Annotated in this window: 19 protein-coding genes; 11 read left to right on the top strand and 8 right to left on the bottom strand. The window is 68.8% G+C overall.

The features are described 5' to 3' along the window. Window positions 1-13: 13 nt before the first annotated feature. From U6958_RS20730 to U6958_RS20755, 6 genes are all read left to right on the top strand, one after another. Window positions 14-1,873 carry a cytochrome c biogenesis protein DipZ gene (locus U6958_RS20730; RefSeq protein ID WP_074923443.1) on the top strand — a complete coding sequence of 620 codons (1,860 nt, stop codon included), beginning with the start codon at window positions 14-16 and terminating at the stop codon, window positions 1,871-1,873. A gap of 34 nt (window positions 1,874-1,907) precedes the next feature. Next, window positions 1,908-2,657: a peptide-methionine (S)-S-oxide reductase MsrA gene (gene msrA, locus U6958_RS20735; protein ID WP_061287803.1), complete on the top strand. Its 750-nt coding sequence runs from the start codon at window positions 1,908-1,910 to the stop codon at window positions 2,655-2,657. A gap of 62 nt (window positions 2,658-2,719) precedes the next feature. After that, entirely contained in the window at window positions 2,720-4,108 is a 1,389-nt protein-coding gene (chrA, locus tag U6958_RS20740; protein WP_074923444.1) for a chromate efflux transporter, read from the top strand. Between the two features lie 13 nt (window positions 4,109-4,121). Further along, window positions 4,122-4,949: an AraC family transcriptional regulator gene (locus U6958_RS20745; protein WP_070080477.1), complete on the top strand. Its 828-nt coding sequence runs from the start codon at window positions 4,122-4,124 to the stop codon at window positions 4,947-4,949. A gap of 84 nt (window positions 4,950-5,033) precedes the next feature. Next, a complete protein-coding gene (locus U6958_RS20750) occupies window positions 5,034-5,714 on the top strand; it encodes a B3/4 domain-containing protein (protein ID WP_016448174.1) in 681 nt (226 codons plus the stop codon). 327 nt (window positions 5,715-6,041) lie between these two features. Further along, entirely contained in the window at window positions 6,042-8,201 is a 2,160-nt protein-coding gene (locus tag U6958_RS20755) for a TonB-dependent siderophore receptor (protein ID WP_074923445.1), read from the top strand. 54 nt (window positions 8,202-8,255) lie between these two features. On the opposite strand, the gene U6958_RS20760 is transcribed toward U6958_RS20755, so the two are convergent. Then, on the bottom strand, window positions 8,256-9,206 hold the full coding sequence (locus tag U6958_RS20760; protein ID WP_046241312.1) for a transglutaminase family protein: 951 nt from the start codon (window positions 9,204-9,206) through the stop codon (window positions 8,256-8,258). Between the two features lie 228 nt (window positions 9,207-9,434). Here U6958_RS20760 and U6958_RS20765 point away from each other — a divergent pair, with 228 nt between their 5' ends. Further along, entirely contained in the window at window positions 9,435-10,121 is a 687-nt protein-coding gene (locus U6958_RS20765; protein WP_074923446.1) for a GntR family transcriptional regulator, read from the top strand. A gap of 12 nt (window positions 10,122-10,133) precedes the next feature. Here the strand turns inward: U6958_RS20765 and U6958_RS20770 are convergent, their stop codons facing one another. Genes U6958_RS20770 through U6958_RS20780 form a run of 3 tightly spaced genes read right to left on the bottom strand, consistent with a single transcriptional unit; the run spans window position 10,134 to window position 14,386 of the window. After that, a complete protein-coding gene (locus tag U6958_RS20770; protein ID WP_074923447.1) occupies window positions 10,134-10,553 on the bottom strand; it encodes a heme-binding protein in 420 nt (139 codons plus the stop codon). Window positions 10,554-10,601: 48 nt separating this feature from the next. Further along, window positions 10,602-13,688: an FAD-binding and (Fe-S)-binding domain-containing protein gene (locus U6958_RS20775; RefSeq protein ID WP_074923448.1), complete on the bottom strand. Its 3,087-nt coding sequence runs from the start codon at window positions 13,686-13,688 to the stop codon at window positions 10,602-10,604. Window positions 13,689-13,696: 8 nt separating this feature from the next. Continuing rightward, the gene (locus U6958_RS20780; RefSeq protein ID WP_074923449.1) at window positions 13,697-14,386 is read right to left on the bottom strand and encodes a GntR family transcriptional regulator; all 690 of its coding nucleotides are present in this window, start codon (window positions 14,384-14,386) and stop codon (window positions 13,697-13,699) included. 160 nt (window positions 14,387-14,546) lie between these two features. Here U6958_RS20780 and U6958_RS20785 point away from each other — a divergent pair, with 160 nt between their 5' ends. From U6958_RS20785 to U6958_RS20800, 4 genes are all read left to right on the top strand, one after another. Further along, window positions 14,547-15,788: an alanine--glyoxylate aminotransferase family protein gene (locus U6958_RS20785; RefSeq protein ID WP_012204896.1), complete on the top strand. Its 1,242-nt coding sequence runs from the start codon at window positions 14,547-14,549 to the stop codon at window positions 15,786-15,788. A gap of 105 nt (window positions 15,789-15,893) precedes the next feature. After that, window positions 15,894-16,931, top strand: a complete 1,038-nt coding sequence (locus tag U6958_RS20790) for a tripartite tricarboxylate transporter substrate binding protein (protein ID WP_071955152.1) — start codon at window positions 15,894-15,896, stop codon at window positions 16,929-16,931. A gap of 11 nt (window positions 16,932-16,942) precedes the next feature. Beyond that, entirely contained in the window at window positions 16,943-17,539 is a 597-nt protein-coding gene (locus U6958_RS20795) for a tripartite tricarboxylate transporter TctB family protein (RefSeq protein ID WP_083393668.1), read from the top strand. Between the two features lie 27 nt (window positions 17,540-17,566). Then, window positions 17,567-19,075 carry a tripartite tricarboxylate transporter permease gene (locus U6958_RS20800; protein WP_074923450.1) on the top strand — a complete coding sequence of 503 codons (1,509 nt, stop codon included), beginning with the start codon at window positions 17,567-17,569 and terminating at the stop codon, window positions 19,073-19,075. 10 nt (window positions 19,076-19,085) lie between these two features. Here U6958_RS20800 and U6958_RS20805 read toward each other — a convergent pair whose 3' ends face one another. The 4 genes from U6958_RS20805 to pdeM form a co-directional block, all read right to left on the bottom strand. After that, window positions 19,086-20,303 (bottom strand): Fic family protein, encoded by a 1,218-nt coding sequence (locus U6958_RS20805; protein WP_016453711.1) that lies wholly within the window; start codon window positions 20,301-20,303, stop codon window positions 19,086-19,088. Window positions 20,304-20,397: 94 nt separating this feature from the next. Continuing rightward, window positions 20,398-21,441 (bottom strand): transporter, encoded by a 1,044-nt coding sequence (locus tag U6958_RS20810; RefSeq protein ID WP_016448182.1) that lies wholly within the window; start codon window positions 21,439-21,441, stop codon window positions 20,398-20,400. Window positions 21,442-21,620: 179 nt separating this feature from the next. Next, window positions 21,621-22,238, bottom strand: a complete 618-nt coding sequence (locus tag U6958_RS20815; RefSeq protein WP_016448183.1) for a hypothetical protein — start codon at window positions 22,236-22,238, stop codon at window positions 21,621-21,623. Window positions 22,239-22,371: 133 nt separating this feature from the next. Then, on the bottom strand, window positions 22,372-23,103 hold the full coding sequence (gene pdeM, locus U6958_RS20820; RefSeq protein ID WP_074923451.1) for a ligase-associated DNA damage response endonuclease PdeM: 732 nt from the start codon (window positions 23,101-23,103) through the stop codon (window positions 22,372-22,374). Between the last annotated feature and the right edge of the window lie 3 nt (window positions 23,104-23,106).

Consider the following 23,106-nt stretch of genomic DNA (forward strand, 5'->3'; position numbering starts at 1 on the left):
CGGGAGCCACGCCATGCTGCTGATCGTCCTGGCCTATCTGGGCGGGGTGCTGACCATCGTCAGCCCCTGCATCCTGCCGGTGCTGCCCTTCGTCTTTGCACGCGCCGACCAGCCCTTCGCCAAAAGCGGCCTGCCGCTGCTGGCGGGCATGGCGCTGACCTTCGCCCTGGTGGCCTCGCTGGCCGCCGTGGGCGGCGGCTGGGTGGTGGCCGCCAATGAATACGGCCGCTGGCTGGCCCTGGGCCTGGTCGCCGTGTTTGCGCTGACCCTGCTGTGGCCCGGCCTGTCCGAGCGGCTGACGCGGCCGCTGGTGGCGGCGGGCTCGCGCCTGTCCGAGCGTGCCCAGGGCACGGACGGCGGCGCCCGCCCCGGCGCCTCGCTGCTGCTGGGCGTGGCCACGGGCCTGCTGTGGGCGCCCTGCGCGGGCCCCATCCTGGGCCTGATCCTCACGGGCGCCGCACTGCAGGGCGCCAATACCACCTCCAGCCTGCTGCTGCTGGCCTATGCGGCCGGTGCGGCCACCTCCATGGCGGCGGCCCTGCTGCTGGGCGGCAAGGTGTTTGCGGCGCTCAAGCGCATGCTGGGCGCGGGCGAATGGGTGCGGCGCGGGCTGGGTGCAGCCATGCTGGCCGGTGTGGGTGCGATTGCGCTGGGGCTGGACACGGGCGTGCTGGCGCAAGTGTCCACGGCCTCCACCGGCGGCCTGGAGCAAAGGCTGGTGGACCGCCTGAGCAGCAGGCCCGAGGGTGGCGCCATGGCCATGCAGGGCGGTCCCGCAATGATGGCCGCCGTGGACAGGGGTGAGGGTTCGGGCCAAGGCTCGGGCCAGGGCTCCGGTGCCGGCCCGGCCATGATGGCCGCAGGCGGCGCCATGCGCTTGGCCGGCGGCCCGTCCCGCGCCGCCCTGCCCGACGAAGGGCTGGCCCCTGCGCTGGACGGCGCCACCGACTGGCTCAACTCCACCCCGCTGACGGCCGAACAACTGCGCGGCAAGGTGGTGCTGGTGGATTTCTGGACCTATTCCTGCATCAACTGCCTGCGCACCCTGCCCTATGTGAAGGCCTGGGCCGAGAAGTACCGCGACCAGGGCCTGGTGGTGGTGGGCGTGCATGCGCCGGAGTTCGCCTTCGAGCGCAAGCTGTCCAACGTGGAAAAGGCCATCAAGGACCTGGGCATCAGCTACCCCGTGGCCGTGGACAACGGCTACAAGATCTGGCGCGCCTTCAACAACCAGTACTGGCCGGCGCACTACTTCATCGATGCCCAGGGCCGCATCCGGCACCACCACTTTGGCGAAGGCGGCTATGCCGAGTCCGAGCGCGTGATCCAGCAACTGCTGCAGGAAGCCGGATCGAAGCAGGTGGACCTGGGCCTGATCGACGTGCAGGCCCAGGGCGTGCAGCAGGCAGCCGACATGGCAGCCGTGCGCTCGCACGAGACCTACCTGGGCTATGAGCGCGCCGAGCAATTTGCCGCCACGCCTGCCGCCGTGCACAACCAGGCCACCGCCTATGCCACGCCCGAGCGCCTGCCGCTCAACGCCTGGGGCCTGAGCGGCCAATGGACGGTGGGCCCGGAAAGCGCCACGCTGGACGGCGCCACCGGCCGCATCACCTACCGCTTCCAGGCACGCGACCTGCACCTGGTGCTGGGCCCCGGCAGCGATGGCAAGCCCGTGCGCTTCAAGGTGCTGATAGACGGCAAGGCGCCCGGCGCCTCGCGCGGCATGGACGTGGCCGCCGACGGCAGCGGCAGCGTGACCGCGCAGCGCCTGTACCAGCTGGTGCGCCAGGACGGCGGCGCAGCCGAACGCACCTTCAGCATCGAATTCCTGGACCCCGGCATCTCCGCCTATGCCTTCACCTTTGGCTGATCCCTGGCCGCTTCACTTTCACCGGAGAGACACCATGACCAACGATTCCCCCCTCGCCACCGCACCCCGCCGCCGCGGCCTTCTCCAACTGCTGACCGGCAGCGCCGTGCTGCTGGGCGGCGCCCTGCTGTGGCAGGGCAGCGACCTGCAGGCGGCCGAGCAGGCCGTGCGCATTCCGCCACCCGCGCAGGACATGCCGGCCACGGGCCAGGGGCCGCAGAAAGCCATCTTTGCGGGCGGCTGCTTCTGGGGCGTGCAGGGCGTGTTCCAGCATGTCAAGGGCGTGCAGCGCGCCGTCTCGGGCTACAGCGGCGGCACGGCGGCCCAGGCCTCGTATTCGGCGGTGAGCAGCGGCCGCACCGGGCATGCGGAGTCGGTCGAGATCACCTATGACCCGGCCCAGGTCAGCTACGGGCAACTGCTGCAGATCTACTTTTCCGTGGCCCATGACCCGACCCAGCTCAACCGCCAGGGGCCGGACACGGGCCCGCAGTACCGCTCGGCCATCTTCGCCACCGACGCCGCGCAGCTCAAGACCGCCCAGGCCTATGTGGCCCAGCTCGATGCCGCCAAGGTCTTCGGCAAGCCCATCGTGACCCGGCTGGAGGACAAGCCCAGCTTCTTCCCGGCCGAGAACTACCACCAGGACTTCATGACCGAGAACCCGCGCCATCCCTACATCGTCATCAACGACCTGCCCAAGGTCCAACAGCTCAAGCGCCTGTTCCCGGACAGCTACCGGGCCGAGCCGGTGCTGGTCAAGCAGGCCGCGCGGCAGATGTAGCGCCTGCGCAGCGCGGGTGCCTTCAGGCATCGGGGGCGGCTGCCGTATGAGACATTTGCGGCATGCCCTCCAGCCTGCAGACCGCACCCAACCCGCCCGCGCCCCTTCCCGCGGCCCCTGTGGCCCCTGTGGCCCCCACCCGCGCCGAAGCCCTGCGCTACTGGCTGAAGCTGGGCTGCATCAGCTTTGGCGGGCCGGCCGGGCAGATCGCCATCATGCATGAGGACCTGGTGGAGCGGCGGCGCTGGATCTCGGAGGGGCGCTTCCTGCATGCGCTCAATTACTGCATGCTGCTGCCCGGCCCCGAGGCGCAGCAGCTGGCCACCTATATCGGCTGGCTGCTGCACCGCACCTGGGGCGGCATCGTGGCCGGCGGGCTGTTCGTGCTGCCCTCGCTGGTGCTGCTCATCGCCCTGTCCTGGATCTATGTGGCCTTCGGCCATGTGCCGGCCATTGCCGGCATCTTCTACGGCATCAAGCCGGCCGTGACGGCGCTGGTGGTGCAGGCGGCCTGGCGCGTGGGCTCGCGCACCCTGCGCAACGGCTGGCTGTGGGGCATTGCCGCGGCGGCCTTCGTGGCCATCTTCGCGCTGAAGCTGCCGTTTCCGCTGATCGTGCTGGCGGCCGGCGCACTGGGCTACCTGGGGGGCAGGCTGGCGCCGCGCCACTTCGCCCCTGCAGGCGGGCACGGCCACGGCGGCGGCAGCCACGGCCCGGCCGTCATCGACGATGACACGCCCGTACCGGCCCATGCACGGTTCAGCTGGCGTTTTTTCAGCCAGGTGCTGGCGGCCAGCCTGGGGCTGTGGGCGCTGGCGCTGGGCCTGCTGACCGCCGCCTTCGGCTGGCAGGGCGCGCTCACCCAGATGGGCTGGTTCTTCACCAAGGCGGCACTGCTGACCTTTGGCGGCGCTTACGCCGTGCTGCCCTACCTCTACCAGGGCGCCGTGGACCACTACCACTGGCTCACGGCCACGCAGATGATGGACGGGCTGGCCCTGGGCGAGACCACGCCGGGGCCGCTGATCATGGTGGTGTCCTTCGTGGGCTTCCTGGGCGGCTGGAGCAAGCAGGTGTTCGGCCCCGATGCGCTGCTGCCTGCCGGCGCCGCCGCCGCCCTGGTCGTGACCTTCTTCACCTTTTTGCCGTCCTTTGCCTTCATCCTGCTGGGCGGCCCCTTCATCGAGTCCACCCATGGCAGGCTGGGCTTCACCGCGCCGCTAACGGGCATCACGGCCGCCGTGGTGGGCGTCATCGCCAACCTGGCCGTGTTCTTTGCCTGGCACGTGCTGTGGCCACAGGGCTGGGCGGGTCCCTTCGACTGGCCGTCCGCACTGCTGGGCCTGGCTGCGGCGGCCGCGCTGCTGCGCTGGAAGGTCGGCGTGATCCCCGTGGTGGTGGGCGCGGGGCTGGCCGGCCTGGCGATCACGCTGGCACGCCAGGGTGGGTAGGAAAGGCTGCGGCATGGTTTCGACCACGGATGGGCATTTCAGCTGGCTGCGCTGCCGCACCGCAGGCGTGGAGGCCGTGGCCGCCGACACGGCGAGGCACTTTGGGCGGCATACCCACGAGCAGTACGGCATCGGCCTGATCGAGCGTGGCGCGCAGAAGTCCGCCAGCGGGCGAGGTCTGTACGAGGCCGGGGCCGGCGACCTCATCATGGTCAACCCCGGCGAGCTGCATGACGGCATGCCCCTGGGCGATGGCGGTCGCGCCTGGCGCATGCTCTACCTGGAGCCCTGGGTCGTGGCCGGGCTCATGGCGGACATGGATGGCGCAGGGCCGGCGGCCGGCTTCGAGTTCCGCCAGCCCGCCGTGCGCGACCCGCGCCTGGCCGCGTGTTTTCAGACCCTGTACCGCAGGATGACCGGCAGCGGCGAGCCAGCGGACGCCCTGGACCTGGACGAAGCCCTGCTGCAGCTGCTGGGCGGCATGCTGCAGCGCCCTGCCCCTGCGCCCCGCGCACCGGCCCCCATCACCCTGGCCCGCGCCCGGATGGACGACGATCCCGGCGCGCCCCTGACCCTGGGCGCCCTGGCCCACGAGGCGGGCCTGAGCCGCTACCAGTTCCTGCGCGCCTTTGCGCGCGCCACAGGCATGACGCCCCATGCCTATCTGCTGCAGCGGCGCCTGCACCAGGCGCGCGGGCTCATCGCCAGCGGCATGCCGCTGGCCGAGGCCGCCGCGCACAGCGGCTTTGCCGACCAGAGCCATATGACGCGCCTGTTCGTGCGCAGCTTCGGCATGGCGCCCGGCTTCTATGCCAGGGCAGCAAGCGCCTGCGCTGCGTGACGCGCTGCAATTTCCTTCAAGACCACGCAAACCGGCCTGGCGAGGATGGGGATCACATCCCCTCTCCACTCACAAGGCCAGATCTTGCCGTTCTCCTACGCACCCTCCATCCCCCGCGACTTTCCTGAACTGGCCACGCAGACCTTGCTGCTGCGCGGCCTGTCGCCCGACGTGCCCGCACACGCCGTGATCGCCCCCTTCATGGCACAGGCCAGGCAGAACCTGGCCTGCACCCCGGAAAGCGAGATGCCATCCATCCAGGCCTGGCGGCGCGGCTTTGCCAGGATGGGCCTCAAGCCCACGCAATACCGCTGCGCCGCCGAGGCCCTGCTGCGCCGCCTGCGCAAGGAGGGAGATCTGCCGGGCCTGCATCCGCTGGTGGACCTGTGCAATGCGGCCTCGGTGGCCTTTGCCATTCCCGTGGCCGTCTTCGACCTGGACCGCATCAGCGGCTGCCTGCAGGTGCGCCCCGCAACCGGCAGCGAGGTCTACGAGACCTTCTCGGGCGAGATCGAATATCCCGAGCCCGGCGAAATCATCTTTGCCGACACGGCTGGCCGCGCCCACGCCCGGCGCTGGTGCAACCGCCAAAGCGGCCACTCGGCAGTGCGCGAATCCACCGTCAACGCGCTGATCGTGACCGAAGCGCTGCACGCCACCGGCAAGACGGATACGCAGCAGTTGGTGCAAGCCTTGCAGGCGGCGGCCGGTCGGCTGTGGCCCGAGGCCGTTTCACACCCAGGCAACCCCTTGCAGGCCGCTTAGGCCTGAGGCGACCGGGGCCGTTGGCGCCCCGGCGCGAAGAGGGCTATCACGCTGCGCGGACTTCCCGCAAGCAAGACCGTACGCGTATCGCACCGCCCTGCACATCGACCCGCAGGTACCTCCAAAACAAGCTTCTACGCTATCAAATTGATAACAATGCGTTGCATGCTACATACAAATGAAAAGAAAAAGAAATCATTCCCATTGTCATTCTAGAATCCGCACCCGCCATGACAGGCTGCGCTGCTGGCCCCAGGGCCGGCAGCAGCGCCGACGCACCCAGAGCACGCCCCACGGCACAGGTTTCCCAGCTCTCGACCATTGACCATGCTTACCCAAAGACTCTCGCGCACGGCAGTTGCGCATGCCGCCCTGCTTGCCCTGTGCGGCGCAGCCCACGCACAGGCCCAGCCTGACAAGGTCCCCGAGGCCACGCTCGCCCCGGTCACCGTGAACGCAGGCACCGAGAAGGAAAATCCCACCGGCCCTGTGGTGGGCTTCACCGCCAAGCGCGCCATCTCGGCCACCAAGACCGACACGCCGCTGATAGAGACGCCCCAGGCCATCAGCGTGGTCACGCGCGACCAGTTCGAGGCCCAGGGCGTGCAGACGCTGCGCCAGACCACCGCCTACAGCGCCGGCGTGGTGTCCAACTATTTCGACAGCCGGGTGGACAGCTTCTCGGCACGCGGCGGCAGCGTGAGCCAGTACCAGGACGGGCTGCTGCGCACCTACGGCACCTACAACACCAGCCGGCCCGATCCCTACACGCTGGAACGCGTGGAATTCCTGCGCGGACCCTCTTCCGTGCTCTACGGCCAGGGCAGCGTGGGCGGGGTGCTCAACCTCACCAGCAAGCGCCCGCAGGCCGAGGCGCTGCGCGAGGTGCAGGTGCAGATGGGCAGCTACGGGCGCAAGCAGATCGCCGCCGACCTGACCGGCGCCGTCACCGAAGACGGCCAGTGGCTGTACCGCCTGGTGGCCGTGGGCCGGGAAAGCGGCACCCAGGTGGACCATGTGAACGACGACCGCCTGGTGATCGCGCCCAGCCTGACCTGGCGGCCCAGCGCCGACACCTCGCTCACGCTGCAGGCGCTCTACCAGAAGGACAAGAGCGGCTCGCTGATCGGCTTCTTCCCCTGGCAGGGCACGCGCCTGCCCAGCCCCTACGGCCAGATTCCCACCAGCACCTTCATCGGCGAGCCCGGCTGGGACTCGTTCGACACAGAGAACAAATCCTGGGGCTACCTGTTCAGCCACCGCCTGAACGCGGACTGGACCGTGCGCCAGAACCTGCGGCGCACCATCAGCGACGTGGACTACCGCTCCATCTACACCAGCTTCACCGCCATCCCCGGCCAGGGCCGCCCTGCGCGCCCGGTCTTCAACCCCGACAACCGCAGCGTCTACCGCGATGCCTCCTGGCAGGTCAACGGCGGGCGCATGCTGGTGATCGACACGCAGCTCGAAGGCCGGCTGCGCTGGGGCACGGCCGAGCACACCGTGCTGGCCGGCATGGACGCACAGCGCAACAGCACCAGCCAGTCCACCTGGCGCGGACTGACCGCGCCGTTTGACGTCTACAACCCCGTCTACGGCAACTTCACGCCGCCCACGGCCTCGCAGCTGGTGCGCCAGCCGGGCGTGTCGCAAAAGCAATTGGGCTTCTACGCCCAGGACCAGATCAAGTGGGGCCGCTGGACCGCCACCCTGGGCCTGCGCCACGACAGCGCGCAGACGGACACCGAAGGCCGTCCCGCCTCCGCCGTGGACGAGAAGGCCTGGACCAAGCGCGCAGGCGCCACCTACCAGATGGACGGTGGCTGGGCGCCCTACCTGGGCTACTCCGAGTCCTTCCAGCCGCTGGGCGGCGTGAACGTCTACGGCACGCCCTACAAGGCGCAGCGCGGCGAGCAATGGGAAGCCGGCGTGAAATGGCAGCCACCGGGCCAGGGCCTGTCGGCCTTTGCCGCCGTCTACACGCTGCGCGAGAAGAACCGCAAGACCACCGACCCGGCCAACCCGCTCAACAGCCTGCAGATCGGCGAGGTCAAGGTTAACGGCTTCGAGGCCGAGCTGACCGCCAGCCTGGCCCGCCACTGGGACGCCACGCTCGCCTATGCGTACACCGACGCCGTCATCTCGCGCAGCAATGGCGGCGACCAGGGCCAGCGCGTGACCAGCGTGCCGCGCCACACGGCATCGGCCTGGCTGACCCACCGCTTTGCCAGCGAAGGGCGCGGCGGCTGGAGCCTGGGCGCCGGCGTGCGCTACACGGGTTCGCAGTGGACGGGCACCAGCCTGGTGGACACGCCTTCGGCCACCCTGCTGGATGCCATGGTGTCCTATGACGCCGGCCCATGGCGCCTGGCCTTCAACGTGGTCAACCTGACCGACAAGGTGCAGATCACGCAGTGCCTGGCACGCGGCGACTGCTTCTACGGCCAGCGGCGCACCTTTGCGGTGACGGGAACGCACCGCTTCTGAGAGCCGCCGCCGCGCGCCTCACACGGCCCAGGCATTTCACGCAGCGCAGGCAGCTCAGGCAGGCAGCTGCCTGAAGCTCCTTCGGTCCGCCGTGCTGCCAAACGATGCGCAGCCCGACAGCACGGCGGGCGAAGGCGCGGTGGTCGACAGCGCCTCGCTGCACTGCCGGGGCAGCTGGCTGTGCTCGTCTTCCAGGGCCTGTGTCTGGATCATGGGGGCCATGGCCACCACGTTGCCGAAGATGGTGGCAAAGGCCACGTCGGCCGCGTCACGGCCCGTGCCAAAGCGCATGAAGCCCATGGGAATGGCCGTGCCCGATGCATCGAACAGGTACCACCTGTCGCCCAGGTAGGCTTCCACGTAGGCATGGAAATCGGGCGGACCCAGCGCAGGGTCGGCACCGTAGTCCGTGCCGGTGGCGATGCGGGCGGGAATGTTCAGCGCGCGGCACAGGGCGATCATCAGGTGCGTGAAATCGCGGCACACGCCCACCTGCTCCACCAGGGTATCGACGGCCGAGGTGGACGAGTTGCTGGTGGCCGAAGCGAAGGTCACCAGCTCCTGCACCCACTGCTGTATGGCCAGCACGCGCGAATAGCCGGGCGCCAGTTGGCCGAAATTGCGGAAGGCCAGCTGCATCAGCCGGTCGGACTGGCAGTAGCGGCTGGGGTAGATGTACGGCAGCACCTCCAGCGGGATGCAGCGCACCGGAACCTCGCCCAGCGCCGCCGGATCCTCGCGGTGGTGCGCGATGCAGACGGTGGCCGTGTAGGTCAGGTGCAGGGGGCCGGGGTTGGCATGCAGGCGCATGAAGCGCGTGGAGGTGGCGGGCTCGGTGGCAATGTCGGGCTCCACCGGCTGGCTGAGCACCAGACGCTCGTTCTCCACCGTCTGGTGCGAGGTGTGGGCCGCATGGATGTTGAACACGAAGTCGGCCCCGGCCGGATCGCGGATGTCATAGGCAAGATCCACCTGGATCTGCAGCCTGATTCCTGGTTGGGCCATTGTTTTTCCCTGGTTGGTCTGTCGGATCAGCATCCATGGTGGGATCAAGAGTCTCCGCCGGCCGTAGGCCCCTGCTGAAAAGCCTGTAGTGCTTGGCAGGGACAGCGCGTGCGCCCGCCCGGCGGCCCGCAGGGGATGCAAACTCGGCTAACATCGGCGCCGCCCCGCATGGCGCAATGCCTGTGGCGGGGGCATCCACCAGCCAGGAACAGCCAAGGAGACCGCTAGATGGCGGAGATCATCGAGATATCGCGGGCGGCGCTGCACGAGCAGGTGGCGGACCGTTTGCGGTCCATGCTCAACGAGGGGCGCATCGCCCCGGGCGCCAAGCTCAACGAGCGCGAGCTGTGCGAGCAGCTGGGCGTCTCGCGCACGCCGCTGCGCGAGGCCATCAAGCTGCTGGCCGCCGAAGGCCTGGCCGACCTGCTGCCCAACCGCGGCGCCATCGCCGTCAAGCTGAGCGAGGCCGATGTCATGCACGCCTTCGAGGTGCTGGCCGGCATCGAGGGCCTGTCGGGCGAACTGGCCGCCCAGCGCATCACCGACCAGGAATTCGCCGAGATCCGCGCCCTACACTACGAGATGATGGCCAGCGTGGCGCGCGCCGACGTGTCTGCCTACTACCGGCTCAACGCCGCCATCCACGCGGCCCTGAACAGCGCTGCCAAGAACCCCGTGCTGACGGAGACCTTCCAGCGCATCAACAACCGCGTGCAGTCGCTGCGCTTTCGCACCAACCTGGACACGGCCAAGTGGAAGCAGGCCGTCAAGGAGCACGAGGCCATGATCGATGCCCTGGGCGCACGCGACGCCACGGCCCTGCGCGAGCTGCTGGTCACCCACCTGCACCACAAGCGCGATGCCGTGCTGGCCATGCTGCGCGCCGAGGCCCTGCAGCCGCGCAAGGCGCGCTGAAGCCCAGGGCCCCTACCGCTGCGGCGCGGCCCCCAGCGCCGCAACGCCGGCCCGCGCCACCTCCGCATCCTCGGCCGGCTTCACCCCGCTGACGCCCACGGCGCCCAGGCAGTGGCCCTCACTGGTGATGGGCACGCCGCCTTCCAGCAGGCCCTGCAGCGCGGGCACGCTCAGGTAGGCGGTGCGGCCGCCATTGATCATTTCCTCATAGAGCCGGCTTTCCTTGCGGCCCAGTGCTGCGGCGTGGGCCTTGGCCGGCGCGATGTGGGCCGAGGCCGGTGCCGCGCCGTCCAGGCGCTGCAGCCACAGCAGGTGGCCGCCGTCATCGGCGATGGCGATGCTGACGGCCCAGCCGCGCGCCGTGGCATGCGCCTCGGCGGCCTGGGCGATGGCCTTGATGTCCTGGAGGTCCAGGCAGGGCTTGTGCTTCATGGGAGTGCCTTGTCCTGTGAAGGATGGAGGATGGCGATCAGCGGGCAGTCAGCGGGCGTCCAGCAGGCTTTCCAGCAGCCGCGCCACATGCACGGCTTCGCGCGCCGCGCCGTCGGCGATCTGGTGGCGGCAGCTGGTGCCGTCGGCCACGACGATGGCTTCGGGGCGCTGGCGTATGGCCGGCAGCAGGGCCGCCTCGGCCATGTCCATGGAGACCTGGTGGTGGCTGGCCTCGTAGCCGAAGCTGCCGGCCATGCCGCAGCAGGAGCTTTCGATCAGCTCGGGCTGGGCGCCGGGAATCAGCCGCAGCACGTCGAGGATGGGGCTGACCGCGCCAAAGGCCTTCTGGTGGCAATGGCCGTGCACGAGGATGGGCGCCCCGGCGGCGCGCAGCGGCAGCGCGAAGCGGCCGGCCTTGACTTCACGGGCAATGAATTCCTCGAACAGCAGGGCCTGGGCGGCAACAGCCTGCGCAGGCTCGCCCAGGCCCATGACCAGGGCTTCGTCGCGCAGGGTCAGCAGGCAGGAGGGCTCCAGGCCGACGATGGGGATGCCGGCCCGGGCCAACGGCGCCAGGGCGTTGATCAGCGCACCGGCGCTGGCCTTGGCCTGCTCGACCATGCCGGTGGCCAGGTAGGTGCGGCCGCAGCAGTGGTGGCCGCCCCCCTCTTTGCCGGACTTGCTGGCGGTGTGCAGCGCATAGCCGGCCGCCTGCAGCACGCGCGCGGCGGCCAGGGCGTTTTCGCTCTCGAAGGTGCCGTTGAAGGTGTCCACGAAGAGCACGGCCACGCGCTCGCCGGCCGCCGCGCGGGCCAGGGCCTGGTCGCGGTCAAGAAAGGTATGTGCTTCGGGCGCGCGCCAGAAGGTGTCGCTGCGCCAGGCCGGCAGCGAGCGCCGGGCGGACAGGCCCAGCAGCTTTTCGCCCAGTTGGCGCAGCACGGGCAGGCGGTTGCGCAGGTTCAGCAGCCAGGGCATGCGGCTGGCCGTGGCCGCGTAGCGCGGCAGATGGGCAACCAGCCGGTCCTTGAGCGTGTGGCCATGGCGGGCCTTGTAGTGGGCCAGGAATTCCACCTTCATGCGGGCCATGTCCACGCCCGTGGGGCAGTCGCGCCTGCAGCCCTTGCAGCCCACGCACAGGTCCATGGTGTCGTGCATGGCCTCGCTGGTGAAGGCGTCCGGCCCCAGCTGGCCCGAGATGGCCAGGCGCAGGGTGTTGGCGCGGCCCCGCGTCAGGTGCTGTTCGTCGCGCGTGACGCGGTAGCTGGGGCACATGGTGCCGGCGTCGAACTTGCGGCAGTGGCCGTTGTTGTTGCACATCTCCACGGCCTTGGCAAAGCCGCCCGTGACGTCGCCGCCCGTGCCGGGCGCCGTGGTGACTTCGGTGACCGGGTCGGCCTGCACGTTCCAGGCGGACCAGTCGAGCACGGGCGTGATGGGAATGCGCCGGTAGGGCCGGGGTGTATCGGCGGGCGCGAAGCGGAACAGCCGGCCATCGTCCATCTTCGGCGTATCGATGATCTTGCCGGGGTTGAAGAGGCTGTCCGGGTCGAAGTGCTGCTTGATGGCGCGCAGGGCCTCGGTGATGGCGGGCCCGAACTGCCAGGCAATCCACTCGCCGCGGCACAGCCCGTCGCCGTGCTCGCCGCTGAAGGCGCCCTTGTATTTGCGCACCAGTTCGGCCGCTTCCTCGGCAATGGCGCGCATGCGCGCCGCGCCGTCGGTGCGCATGTCCAGGATGGGCCGCACATGCAGCGTGCCCACGGAGGCATGGGCGTACCAGGTGCCCCGGCTGCCGTGGCGCGCGAACACTTCGGTGAGCGCGTCGGTGTACTCGGCCAGGTGCTGCAGCGGCACGGCGCAGTCCTCGATGAAGCTCACGGGCTTGCCGTCGCCCTTGAGGCTCATCATGATGTTCAGCCCCGCCTTGCGCACTTCCCAGAGGTTTTTCTGAGCCGCTTCCTCGGGCATTTCCACCACGCTGCCGGGCAGGCCCAGCTCGCCCATGAGTTCCACCAGTTGGCGCAGCCGCGCCAGCAGCGCGGCGCGGTCGTCACCTGCGAATTCCACCAGCAAGATGGCGGCCGGGCGGCCGATGAGCGCGGTCTCTATGGTGGGCTTGAAGGCCGGGTTGGCCAGGCCCAGCTCGATCATGGTGCGGTCCACCAGCTCCACGGCCGTGGGGCCCAGCTTCACGATGTGCTGGGCCGAGTCCATGGCCGCGTGGAAGGTGGGAAAGTTCACCACGCCCAGCACCTTGGCGCGCGGCAGCGCGCTGAGCTGCAGGGTGAGCGAGCGCGTGTAGGCCAGCGTGCCCTCGGCGCCTATCAGCAGATGGGCCAGGTTGACGCTGCCGTCGGCCGTGTAGGGCCGCTCACTCTGGTTGTCGAAGATGTCGAGGTTGTAGCCGGCCACGCGGCGCATGACCTTGGGCCAGTGGGCGTGGATTTCCGCCCGGTGCTGTTGCGCCAGCCCGTGCACGAATTGCGCAATGCGCGCCGCGCGGCCCGTGGCCTGGGCGACAGGGCCGAAGTCCAGCAGCTCGCCATCGGCCATCCAGGCGCGGGCGCCGCGCACGTTGTGCACCATGTTGCCGTAGGCAATGGAGCGCGAGCCGCAGGAGTTGTTGCCCGCCATGCCGCCCAGCGTGGCCTGGGCGCTGGTCGATACGTCCACCGGATACCACAGGCCGAGCTTCTTGAGCCGGGCGTTGAGGTGGTCCAGCACCAGGCCGGGCTCGACCTCGGCCGTGCCTGCATCGGGGTCCACCGAGAGGATGTTGCGCAAATGCTTGCTGTTGTCGATGACCAGGGCCGCGCCCGTGGTCTGCCCGCACTGACTGGTGCCGCCGCCGCGCGGCAGCACGGGCACCTTCAGCTCGCGGGCGATCTGCAGGGCCGTGGCAATGTCCTGCTCGCAGGTGGGCACGAAGACGCCCACGGGCATGATCTGGTAGATGGAGGCGTCGGTGGCATAGCGCCCGCGCGAGGCGGCGTCGAACAGGACCTGGCCGCGCGTGTCCGAGCGCAGGCGGCGCGCCAGCATCTGGCTGACATCGTCGGGCGGCAGCACGGTGCCGGGGGCGGGCACGGTGTCGTCGGGGGAAGCGGCAAGGCGGTGCGTGGATTCCATCAGCATGGCGGCTCTCATTCGTTCATGGTTCGTGGGTAGATCTGGCCTGCCTTGAGCAGGGCGATGACGGTGTCGCGCTTGTGCTCCAGGTGGGCCACCAGCACCTGGCGCAGCGCGGCGGCGTCGCGCGCCTGCAGCGCCTCCAGCATGCGTTCGTGCTCCTGGACGGCACGCTTCCACTTGGCCGCGTCCTGGTTGGTGCGAAAGCGCAGCGACTGCACGCGGGCGTTGATGCGGCCATAGGTCTCGGCCAGCACGGGGTTGGCGGCGGCGCGGTTGATGGCCGAGTGGATCAGCGCATTGAGCCGGTAGTAGCCGGACAGGTCCTGGCGCGCATGGCTGGCCAGCATCTCGAAGTGCAGGGCCCGCACCTCGGCCAGCTGCTGCTCGCTGATGCGCTGCGCGGCCAGCTCGCCCGACATGCCCTCCAGCCCCGCCAGCACTTCGAAGGTCTGCAGCACATCGGTCTCGCCCAGGCGCACGGCCACGGCGCCGCGGTTGGGCACCAGGTCCACCAGCCCTTCGGAGGCCAGCAGCTTGATGGCCTCGCGCAGCGGCGTGCGCGAGACGCGCAACTGCTCGCACAGCGCGCGCTCGTTGAGCTTGGCGCCGGGCGGTATGCGCCCCTCCACCAGCCAGGTGCGCAGCCGCGCCGCCACCTGGTCATGCAGGGCAAGCCGCGAAATCTCGATGATCTCCGCCATGGATTCTCCTGGTCGAATGAATTTTGCATTCATTTTTACGCAAGCATTTCTCAAGGCATTCATGGTTATCACCAAGGCATTTATGAATTTTGAATGCAAAAATTCGCAAACACCCTCCCCCCCGCAGACCGACCTGGCATTTCCTTGAAAAGGACGCACCATGCTCACGCTCGACAACCATCCCACGGGCCGCCACTTCCTCCAGATCCCCGGCCCCAGCCCGGTTCCCGACCGCATCCTGCGGGCCATGAGCCTGCCCACCATCGACCACCGGGGGCCGGAGTTCGGCCAGCTCGGCCTGAAGGTGCTGGCCGGCATCCAGCAGGTCTTCAAGACCCGGCATCCGGTGGTGATCTATCCGGCCTCCGGCACGGGCGCCTGGGAGGCGGCCCTGATCAACACGCTCAGCCCTGGCGACCATGTGCTGATGTTCGAGACCGGCCACTTCGCCTCGCTGTGGCAGAAGATGGCCACGCGCCTGGGCCTGTCCACCGAGTTCCTGTCCTATGGCGGCTCCGATGAGCACCTGCCCCAGGCGCCGGGCTGGCGCCATGGCGTGCAGGCCGGCCTGATCGAGGCGCGGCTGCGCAAGGACACGGAGCGCCGGATCCGCGCCGTGTGCGTGGTGCACAACGAGACCTCCACGGGCGTGACCTCGGACATCGCCGCCGTGCGCCGGGCCATCGACGCGGCGGGCCACCCGGCCCTGCTGCTGGTGGACACCATCTCGGGCCTGGCCAGCGCCGACTACCGCCATGACGAATGGGGCGTGGACGTGACCATCAGCGGCTCGCAAAAGGGCCTGATGCTGCCGCCCGGCATCAGCTTCAACGCGCTGTCGCCACGCGCGCTGGAGGCCGCCAAAAGCGCGAAGCTGCCCAAGTCGTTCTGGGCCTGGGACGAGATCGTGGAGATGAACCAGACCGGCTACTGGCCCTACACGCCCAACACCAACCTGCTGTACGCCCTGTCCGAATCGCTGGACATGCTGCTGGCCGAAGGGCTGGATACGGTGTTTGCGCGCCACCAGCGCTGGGCGGCCGGCGTGCGTGCCGCCGTGCAGGCCTGGGGCCTGCCCATCCAGTGCGCCGATCCGCAGGTCTACTCGCCCGTGCTCACCGGCGTGATCACGCCCGAAGGCGTGGATGCCGATGCCCTGCGCCGCCTGATCCACACGCGCTTCGACCTGTCGCTGGGCGCGGGCCTGGGCAAGCTCAAGGGCCGCATGTTCCGCATGGGCCACCTGGGCGACAGCAACGACCTCACGCTGCTGGCCATGGTGGCGGGCGTGGAGATGGGGCTGAAGCTGTCCGGCATCCGGCTGGCCGGCAGCGGCGTGCAGGCGTCCATGGATTACTTCGCTGCCCACGCCGCAGCCGGGGCGCTGCGCAAGGCCGCCTGAACCCATCGGCCCCGCGCCGAAACCCCTTGGCAGAGCCGGAGCACATGGCTCGCCCCCTTGATCGTGGATTGCACCAATACCAGGAAATAACAGGAGACAAGAGACATGACATCGCCCCGCAACCGCCTGGCGGCAACTGCCGTCGCCACCCTCGCCGCCACCGCCGCCATCACCCTCGCCGCCCCTGCCGCCTGGGCGCAATGGAAGCCCGCCAAGTCCGTCGAACTCGTCGTGCCGTTCTCGGCCGGTGGCGCCTCGGACCAGATGGCGCGCGTGATCCAGGCCATCGTCACCAAGCACAAGCTGATCGAGCAGCCCGTGGTCATCCTCAACAAGGCCGGCGCCTCCGGCGCCGAGGGCATTCTGGATGTCAAGGCCTCGGCGCGCGACCCGCACAAGCTGCTGGTGGCCTCCACGGCCATCTTCACCCTGCCCATGGCCACGGCCCTGCCCTTCCAGTGGCGCGACCTGAATCCCGTGGCCATGATTGCCCAGGACCAGTTCGTGCTCTGGGTCAATGCCGAGACCGGCTACCAGACGCCCGCCGACTACCTGGCCGCCGCGCGGCAGGCCGGCGGCAAGTTCAAGATGGGCGGCACCAGTTCCAAGCGCGAGGACCAGATCATCACCGCCAACATGGAACAGGCCGCCGGCGTGAAGTTCACCTACATCCCCTACAAGGGCGGCGGCGAGGCCAGCACGCAGCTGGTGGGCAAGCACATCGACTCCAACGTCAACAACCCCAGCGAGTCCATGGCGCAGTGGCGCGCGGGCCAGGTGCGGGCGCTGTGCGTGTTCGACACGCAGCGCATCGAGTACACGGCCAAGGTCACGGGCAGCCAGGCGCTGTCGGACATCCCCACCTGCAGGGAGCAGGGCCTGGACGTGCAATACACCATGCTGCGCGGCTTCTTCCTGCCGCCCGGCACCACGCCGGAGCAGGCGCAGTTCTATGCGGGCGTGATGCACAAGGTGGTGGCCACGCCCGAGTGGAAGGAGTACCTGGAGAAAAACGCGCTCAAGCCCGAGTACATGACGGGGCAGGCCTTCGTGGACTTCCTGGCCAAGGACGAGACGCGCCACCTCGACATCATGAAGAAGGCCGGCTTCCTGTCGGCCAGCGTGGCCGCCGCCGCCAAGTGAGGAGCCGCGCCATGGACACCGCCATCCACCTTGCCCCGCCCTCCTCCAATTCAGCGGCAGCAGCAGCAGCAGCAGCCCCGGCCCAGCCCTCCAGCGCGGCCACCGAATCCATCCCCGCCACCGAAGCCCAGGCCCCCGGCCTGTCCCGCCGCCATGTGGAGTACGGCGTGGCCGCCGTGCTGCTGGCGCTGGCCGTGCTCGTGGTCTGGGACAACCAGCGCATTGGCGCAGGCTGGAGCGACACCGGCCCGCAGGCCGGCTACTTCCCGCTGCGCGTGGGCGCCGTGCTGGGCATCTGCGCCATCGCCGTCTTCGTGCAGGCGCTGCGCAGCCGCAGCCAGGAGCAGTTCGCCAGCTGGCTGCAGCTCAAGCGCGTGGCACAGGTGCTGCTGCCGCTGACGGCCTACATCGCCGTGATCGCGCCGCTGGGCATCTACGCGGCCTCGGTGCTGTTCATCACGGGCTTCATGGTGTTTGCGGGCCGTTATCCCTGGTGGAAGGCCGTGGTGCTGTCGGGCTTCACCAGCGTGCTGCTGTTCTACGTCTTCGAGATCCAGTTCAAGGTGCCCCTGCCCAAGGGTCCGCTTGAAGCCTGGCTCGGATATTGACCCCTGTCGCCGCCACGGAGCAACACCATGGACGAACTCCAATACCTTGCGCACGGCTTCGCGGCCGTCACCACCTGGCAGAACACGGGGCTGATGCTCACGGGCATCCTGCTGGGCATCGTGGTCGGCGTGCTGCCGGGCCTGGGCGGCCCCAACGGCGTGGCCATCCTGCTGCCGCTGACCTTCGGCATGTCGCCCACCTCGGCCATCATCCTGCTGTCGTGCATCTACTGGGGGGCGCTGTTCGGCGGCGCCATCACCTCGGTGCTGTTCAACATCCCGGGCGAGGCCTGGTCGGTGGCCACCACCTTCGACGGCTACCCCATGGCCCAGCAGGGGCACGCGGGGGCCGCGCTGACCACGGCCTTCACGGGCTCGTTCATCGGCGCCATCTCGGGCGTGATGCTGATCACCTTCCTGGCGCCGGTCGTGGCCTCGTTCGCGCTGCAGTTCGGGCCGCCGGAGTTCTTTGCGGTCTTCTTCCTGACGTTCTGCTCCTTCATCGGCATGGGCAAGGAGCCCAAGGCCAAGATCGTGGCTGCCATGGCCGTGGGCCTGCTGCTGGCAGCCGTGGGCATGGACACCATCTCGGGCGACCTGCGCATGACCTTCGGCTCCACCGAGCTGCTGCGCGGCTTTGATTTCCTGGTGGTGGTGATCGGCCTGTTCGGCATCAGCGAGATCCTGATGACCATCGAGGAAGGCCTGGCCTTCAAGGGCAAGAAGGCCTCCATCGACCTCAAGGTGGTGTTCAGGACCTGGGCCCGGCTGCCGCGCTACTGGCTGACCATGCTGCGCTCGGCCCTGGTGGGCTGCTGGATGGGCGTGACGCCGGGCGGAGCCGTGGCGGCCAGCTTCATGGGCTACGGGCTGGCCAAGAAGTTCTCGCGCGACCCCGACAGCTTCGGCAAGGGCAACCCCGAAGGCGTGCTCGCCCCCGAGACCGCCGCCCACGCGGCCGGCACCTCGGCCCTGCTGCCCATGCTGGCCCTGGGCATTCCGGGCTCGGCCACGGCGGCCGTGCTGCTGGGCGGGCTGATGATCTGGGGGCTGCAGCCCGGCCCGCTGCTGTTCACCGAGCAAAAGGACTTCGTCTGGGGCCTGATCGCCAGCATGTACCTGGGCAACATCGCCGGCCTGGTCATCGTCATGGCCACCGTGCCGCTGTTCGCCGCCATCCTGCGCGTGCCGTTTTCCATCGTCGCGCCCATGATCCTCATGGTCTGCGCCATCGGCGCCTTCACCGTGCACGGCAATGCCACGGACATCTGGCTCATGCTGGTCTTCGGCGTGGTCGGCTACGTGTTCAAGAAGCTGGACTATCCGCTGGCGCCCATGGTCCTGGCCATCGTGCTGGGCGACCGAATGGAAGACGCCTTCCGCCAGAGCATGCTCTCCAGCCAGGGCGAGCTGGGCATCTTCTGGCACAACGGCCTGTCCGGCACCATCACCACGCTGGCCCTGCTGATGCTGGTGTGGCCGCTGCTGGGCAGGCTGCGGGCGATGGTGTTCGGGGCGAGGGCTATGGCGGCCTGAGAGGAGCCGTCTACAGCGAGTCAGCCTCCGCTTCCGGCCAGAGGCGGGGGAAGTAAAAACGCAGGGCGTGCAGCGGCACGCCCAGGCGCACTCTTCCATACGGTGAATCCGTCTCCAGCAGGCCGCGCTTGAGCAGTGCCGATACCTGGGCGGTGGCCAGCCGGTCACCCAACCCCAGCATGGCCTTGAAGTCGGCCCGATCCATCTCCGCCTGGGCCGCAAAAAGATAGTGCAATGCGCGCAATGCCTCGCTGCGCACGCCTTGGCGCACCACCCGTTCCTCATAGGCAAGGCATGCCGCCATGCGTTCCTTCATGCCGTCCAGCGACAGAAGTCCCTCCATGAAGCTCACTTGGTCCATGCATAGTTCCAGCACGTATGCGATCCAGTCGATCAACCCCAGTTCGGTCAGATTGCCACGGCCATCAAGGTCACCACGGCGCGGCTCGTCTGCGGCGGCAAGCAAGGCGTAATAGCGCTCCTGCGACCGTGCGAACCCCCTCAGGGGGGACCACAGACCATTGCTCAGGCCCATGTGGGTTAGTACGAGATGTGAATGCAGCCGGGCCACGCGCCCGTTGCCGTCCCGGAACGGATGGATCCAGGCCAGGCGCTGGTGCGCAGCGGCCATGGCCACCAACTGCAACTCGCCACGGCGCACGCCTGAGTAGAAGCTCGACCAGCGGTCCAGAAAAAATGGCAACTGCCCCGCTGCAGGCGCCGCATGCCTGCCCACGCTAACCTCCCGCGTGCGCCATCGACCCGGCTCGATGGCATCGTCGCCAAGGGCGCCGGCCTCCAGATCGGCCTGGGGCAGACGGGCGAAGAGATCCTGGTGGATATCGGCCAGCATCTGGGGGGTCCAGACCTGCGCATTCGTCCATTGCGTGGACCTGTACTCCAGTTGCTCTTCAGTGGCCATGTGCGCCAGCGCCAATCGCTGACGGCGGGCCTGATCTTCGTCCTGCGCATAGTCGTTGTGCAGGGCGCGCTCGATATCCAGCGGAAAGGTGTGCTGCCCCTCGATCCTGTTCGAGTAATACGAGTTCATGGCCCGAAGCAGCCGGCGCAGGCCTGGCAATGTGTCTGGTCGGTAGCGGCCGGCCAGCCGCTCACCCAACCTGATCAGGTCATGGGAGAGCTCCAGCAAAGGGCCCAGCTTGTGTTCCCCCGGCAGCAGCGGCTCCATCTGGGCAGGATGGTCGTAGAGCAGGAATTTTTGCGACATTGATCACCTATATAAGCAGCTGATTTATATAGATGAAATCCGTTTGGTGCGAGATATTTTGCGAGTTCTTCTGCAAGATTCCCTGACACGTCCCCTAATCCCTGTACCGCTTCTTGCGAAACGCCAGCCAGGCGGCGATGACGGTGAAGGCGACGACGATGGACACCACGATCCAGAAGCCGTGCTCGTGCTCGGCCAGCGGTATGCCGCCCACGTTCATGCCGAACAGGCCGGCCAGGATGTTGATGGGCAGGGCCAGCACGGTGACCACCGTCAGCACGAAGAGGCTGTTGCTGTTGTCCTCGTTCACGGCGGCGGCCACCTCTTCCTGCAGCAGCTTGATGCGGTCCTGCAGGGTCTGCATGTCGCGCAGCATGAGCGAGAACTCCTCGCTCGCTGCGGCCAGGCCGCGCCGGTCTTCCTCGCCCATCCAGCCGGGGGGCTGCTGCAGCAGGCGGAACAGCGCGGCGGGCTCGGGCGCCAGCAGGCGCTGAAGGCGCACCAGCAGGCGGCGCAGCCGGCCCAGGTGGGCGCGCGGATGGTGGTAGCGCTGGGCCAGGATGGCGTCCTCGATGTCGTCCACGCGCGCCGTGGTCTCGCGCACCACCTTGACCAGCACATCGGCCTGGGTGCGCATCAGGTGCTCCAGCAGCTCGGCCGTGCTGGCGGGGCTGTCGCCGCGGCGCACGGCGTCGCGCAGGGCATCGACAGAGCGCAGCGGCTGGGTGCGCGCGGTGATGACCAGACGCTCGTCCAGGCAGATCCACAGCGTGGCGATGTCGGCCGAATCGAAGTTGAACTCGAAGTTCACATCGTTGAGCACGGCGACCAGGCTGTCGTCGGCGCGCTCGATGCGCGTGGAGGTCAGGCCCTCGCGCAGGGCGGCATAGAACACGTCGGGCAGGCCCGCATGGCGCTGCAGCCAGCGCAGGGACTGGGTGTGGGTCAGGTTGAAGTGCAGCCACAGGAAATCGCGCCGGCCCGCATCGGACCGGGCTGCGGCATCGGCCAGCCACTGCGCGGCGGATGGCGCCGTCACGGCCTGCACGCACTGCCGTGTGTCACTGAAGAAGCGCCAGCCGCAGATCAGGCCTGCGTCTTCGTGGGCCTGTGCCAGGGGGGAGGCTGCATCGGTCATGGGGAGGAGGAAGCACCTGCGGAAGTGGCCCGCGCGGGCCGGGCAAGTGCGGGATTCTTGGCTGCGTCCATGACAGGGATGTGACAGCCGTCATCAGACCGTCATGCACAGGCCCTTGCGTCCCCTCTCCGCCCCCTCACTGCCCTTTCTCCGCCTCCTCCCCTTGCCGCGACCCTGCATCAGCACATCACGACGTTCTCCAGCGAGAACGAGAAGGGGCGGGAATTCGCCCCCGAGCCGCCGCCGCGCATCACGATGTCGGCACGGGAGATGCCCAGCAGGGAGATTTCGGTGTTCATCTGGGAGACGATGGCCGAGTTCATGATCTGGCCCTGCTGGATGTGCGAGGCCACGCCGATCCAGATGCTGGGCTTGAATTCGAAGACGGCCTTTTGCCGGGGGGCAATCGCGGTCTTGACGGCCAGCAGCCTGCCGTCCTTGTAGCAGCTGGCGTTGATGGCGCCTTGGGGCAGCGCGTTGAGCACCTGCACTTCCTTGGAGCTGGCGCCGTAGCCTGCGGGCGCCAGGCGATCGCCGGCGGTGGACGGTGCCATCTGGAACTGCTGGCCGTACTGCGCCTCCAGCTGCGGCGTGCAGTTGCCATGGCTGTCGCTGGCGCCGACCTGCAGGCCCAGCGGAAAGGTGAACGGATGGTTGTCGCCCTGTCCGCAGTACTTGATGACGCGCCACGCCACGGCAGGCGCATCGAGGTCGCTGGCGACGTTCTTCTGGAAGATGACGATCTGCGGGTGGTTCGCGTCGTTCGATTGGTTGAAGAAATTGAGTTGAACGCCCATGCATTCCTCCTGGTGGAACGAAAAGCGCTGCGGCATCCCCGGGCACTGCCTGCTGTCCCGCCACGCTTGCTGCGGGAGTCACTGTAGGGAACAACGGCCTTGCGGAGAATTACGCCCGATTACATCCCTGGGCTCACCCAGGCACGGCCCAGACCCGGTCCGCGCCCACGGCAAAGAGCTGGCGGCCTGGCTCGGGCGGCAGGCTGGCCATGCCGGTGAACAGGCCGAAGGCGGGCAGCAGGGTAAAGCCCGGGTGCACGGCAAAGCACGGCAGGCGCAGGGCGTCGCGGCCGGTGCCGCGCAGCACGATGGCGGGATGGACATGGCCGGCCAGCACATGCCAGGGCCGGGCCTGCTGCGCCTGCAGGTCCTGCGTTGGCGGCGGGGGGTGATGGCAGGCGGCGAACGGCCCCAGGTGCCAGGGCTCGTCCACGATGGCAAAGCCCAGCGCGGGCGGCGGATCGCCTGCGTGGCTGTCATGGTTGCCGCGCACCAGCACCAGTTCCACGGCCGCATGGCGGCTGCGCCAGCGGGCCAGTGCAGCCAGTACGGCAGGATTGCGTGCCTCGGCCGCGTGCAGGAAGTCGCCCAGCACCACGAGCCGCCGCACGGGCAGGCCCAGAAGAAGGGCCGACAGCCGCTCCAGGTTGCCCTGCGTGGTGCCCGCCGGCACGGGAATGCCGCGCGCGCGGAAGGTGGCGGCCTTGCCCAGGTGCAGGTCGGCGATGAACAGCGTGCCCTGGGCGGGCCACCACAGCGCATGCTGGGCCAGCAGGTGCACGGGCTCGCCGGCCAGGAACATGCCCAGGCTGCCGGCCAGGGCGTCGGGGGAAACAGGACTTGGCAACGGTGCGTGGCCTTTCATCAG

Origin of the sequence: Delftia lacustris, from assembly GCF_040267515.1 — a bacterium.
Classification (GTDB): domain Bacteria; phylum Pseudomonadota; class Gammaproteobacteria; order Burkholderiales; family Burkholderiaceae_C; genus Comamonas; species Comamonas tsuruhatensis.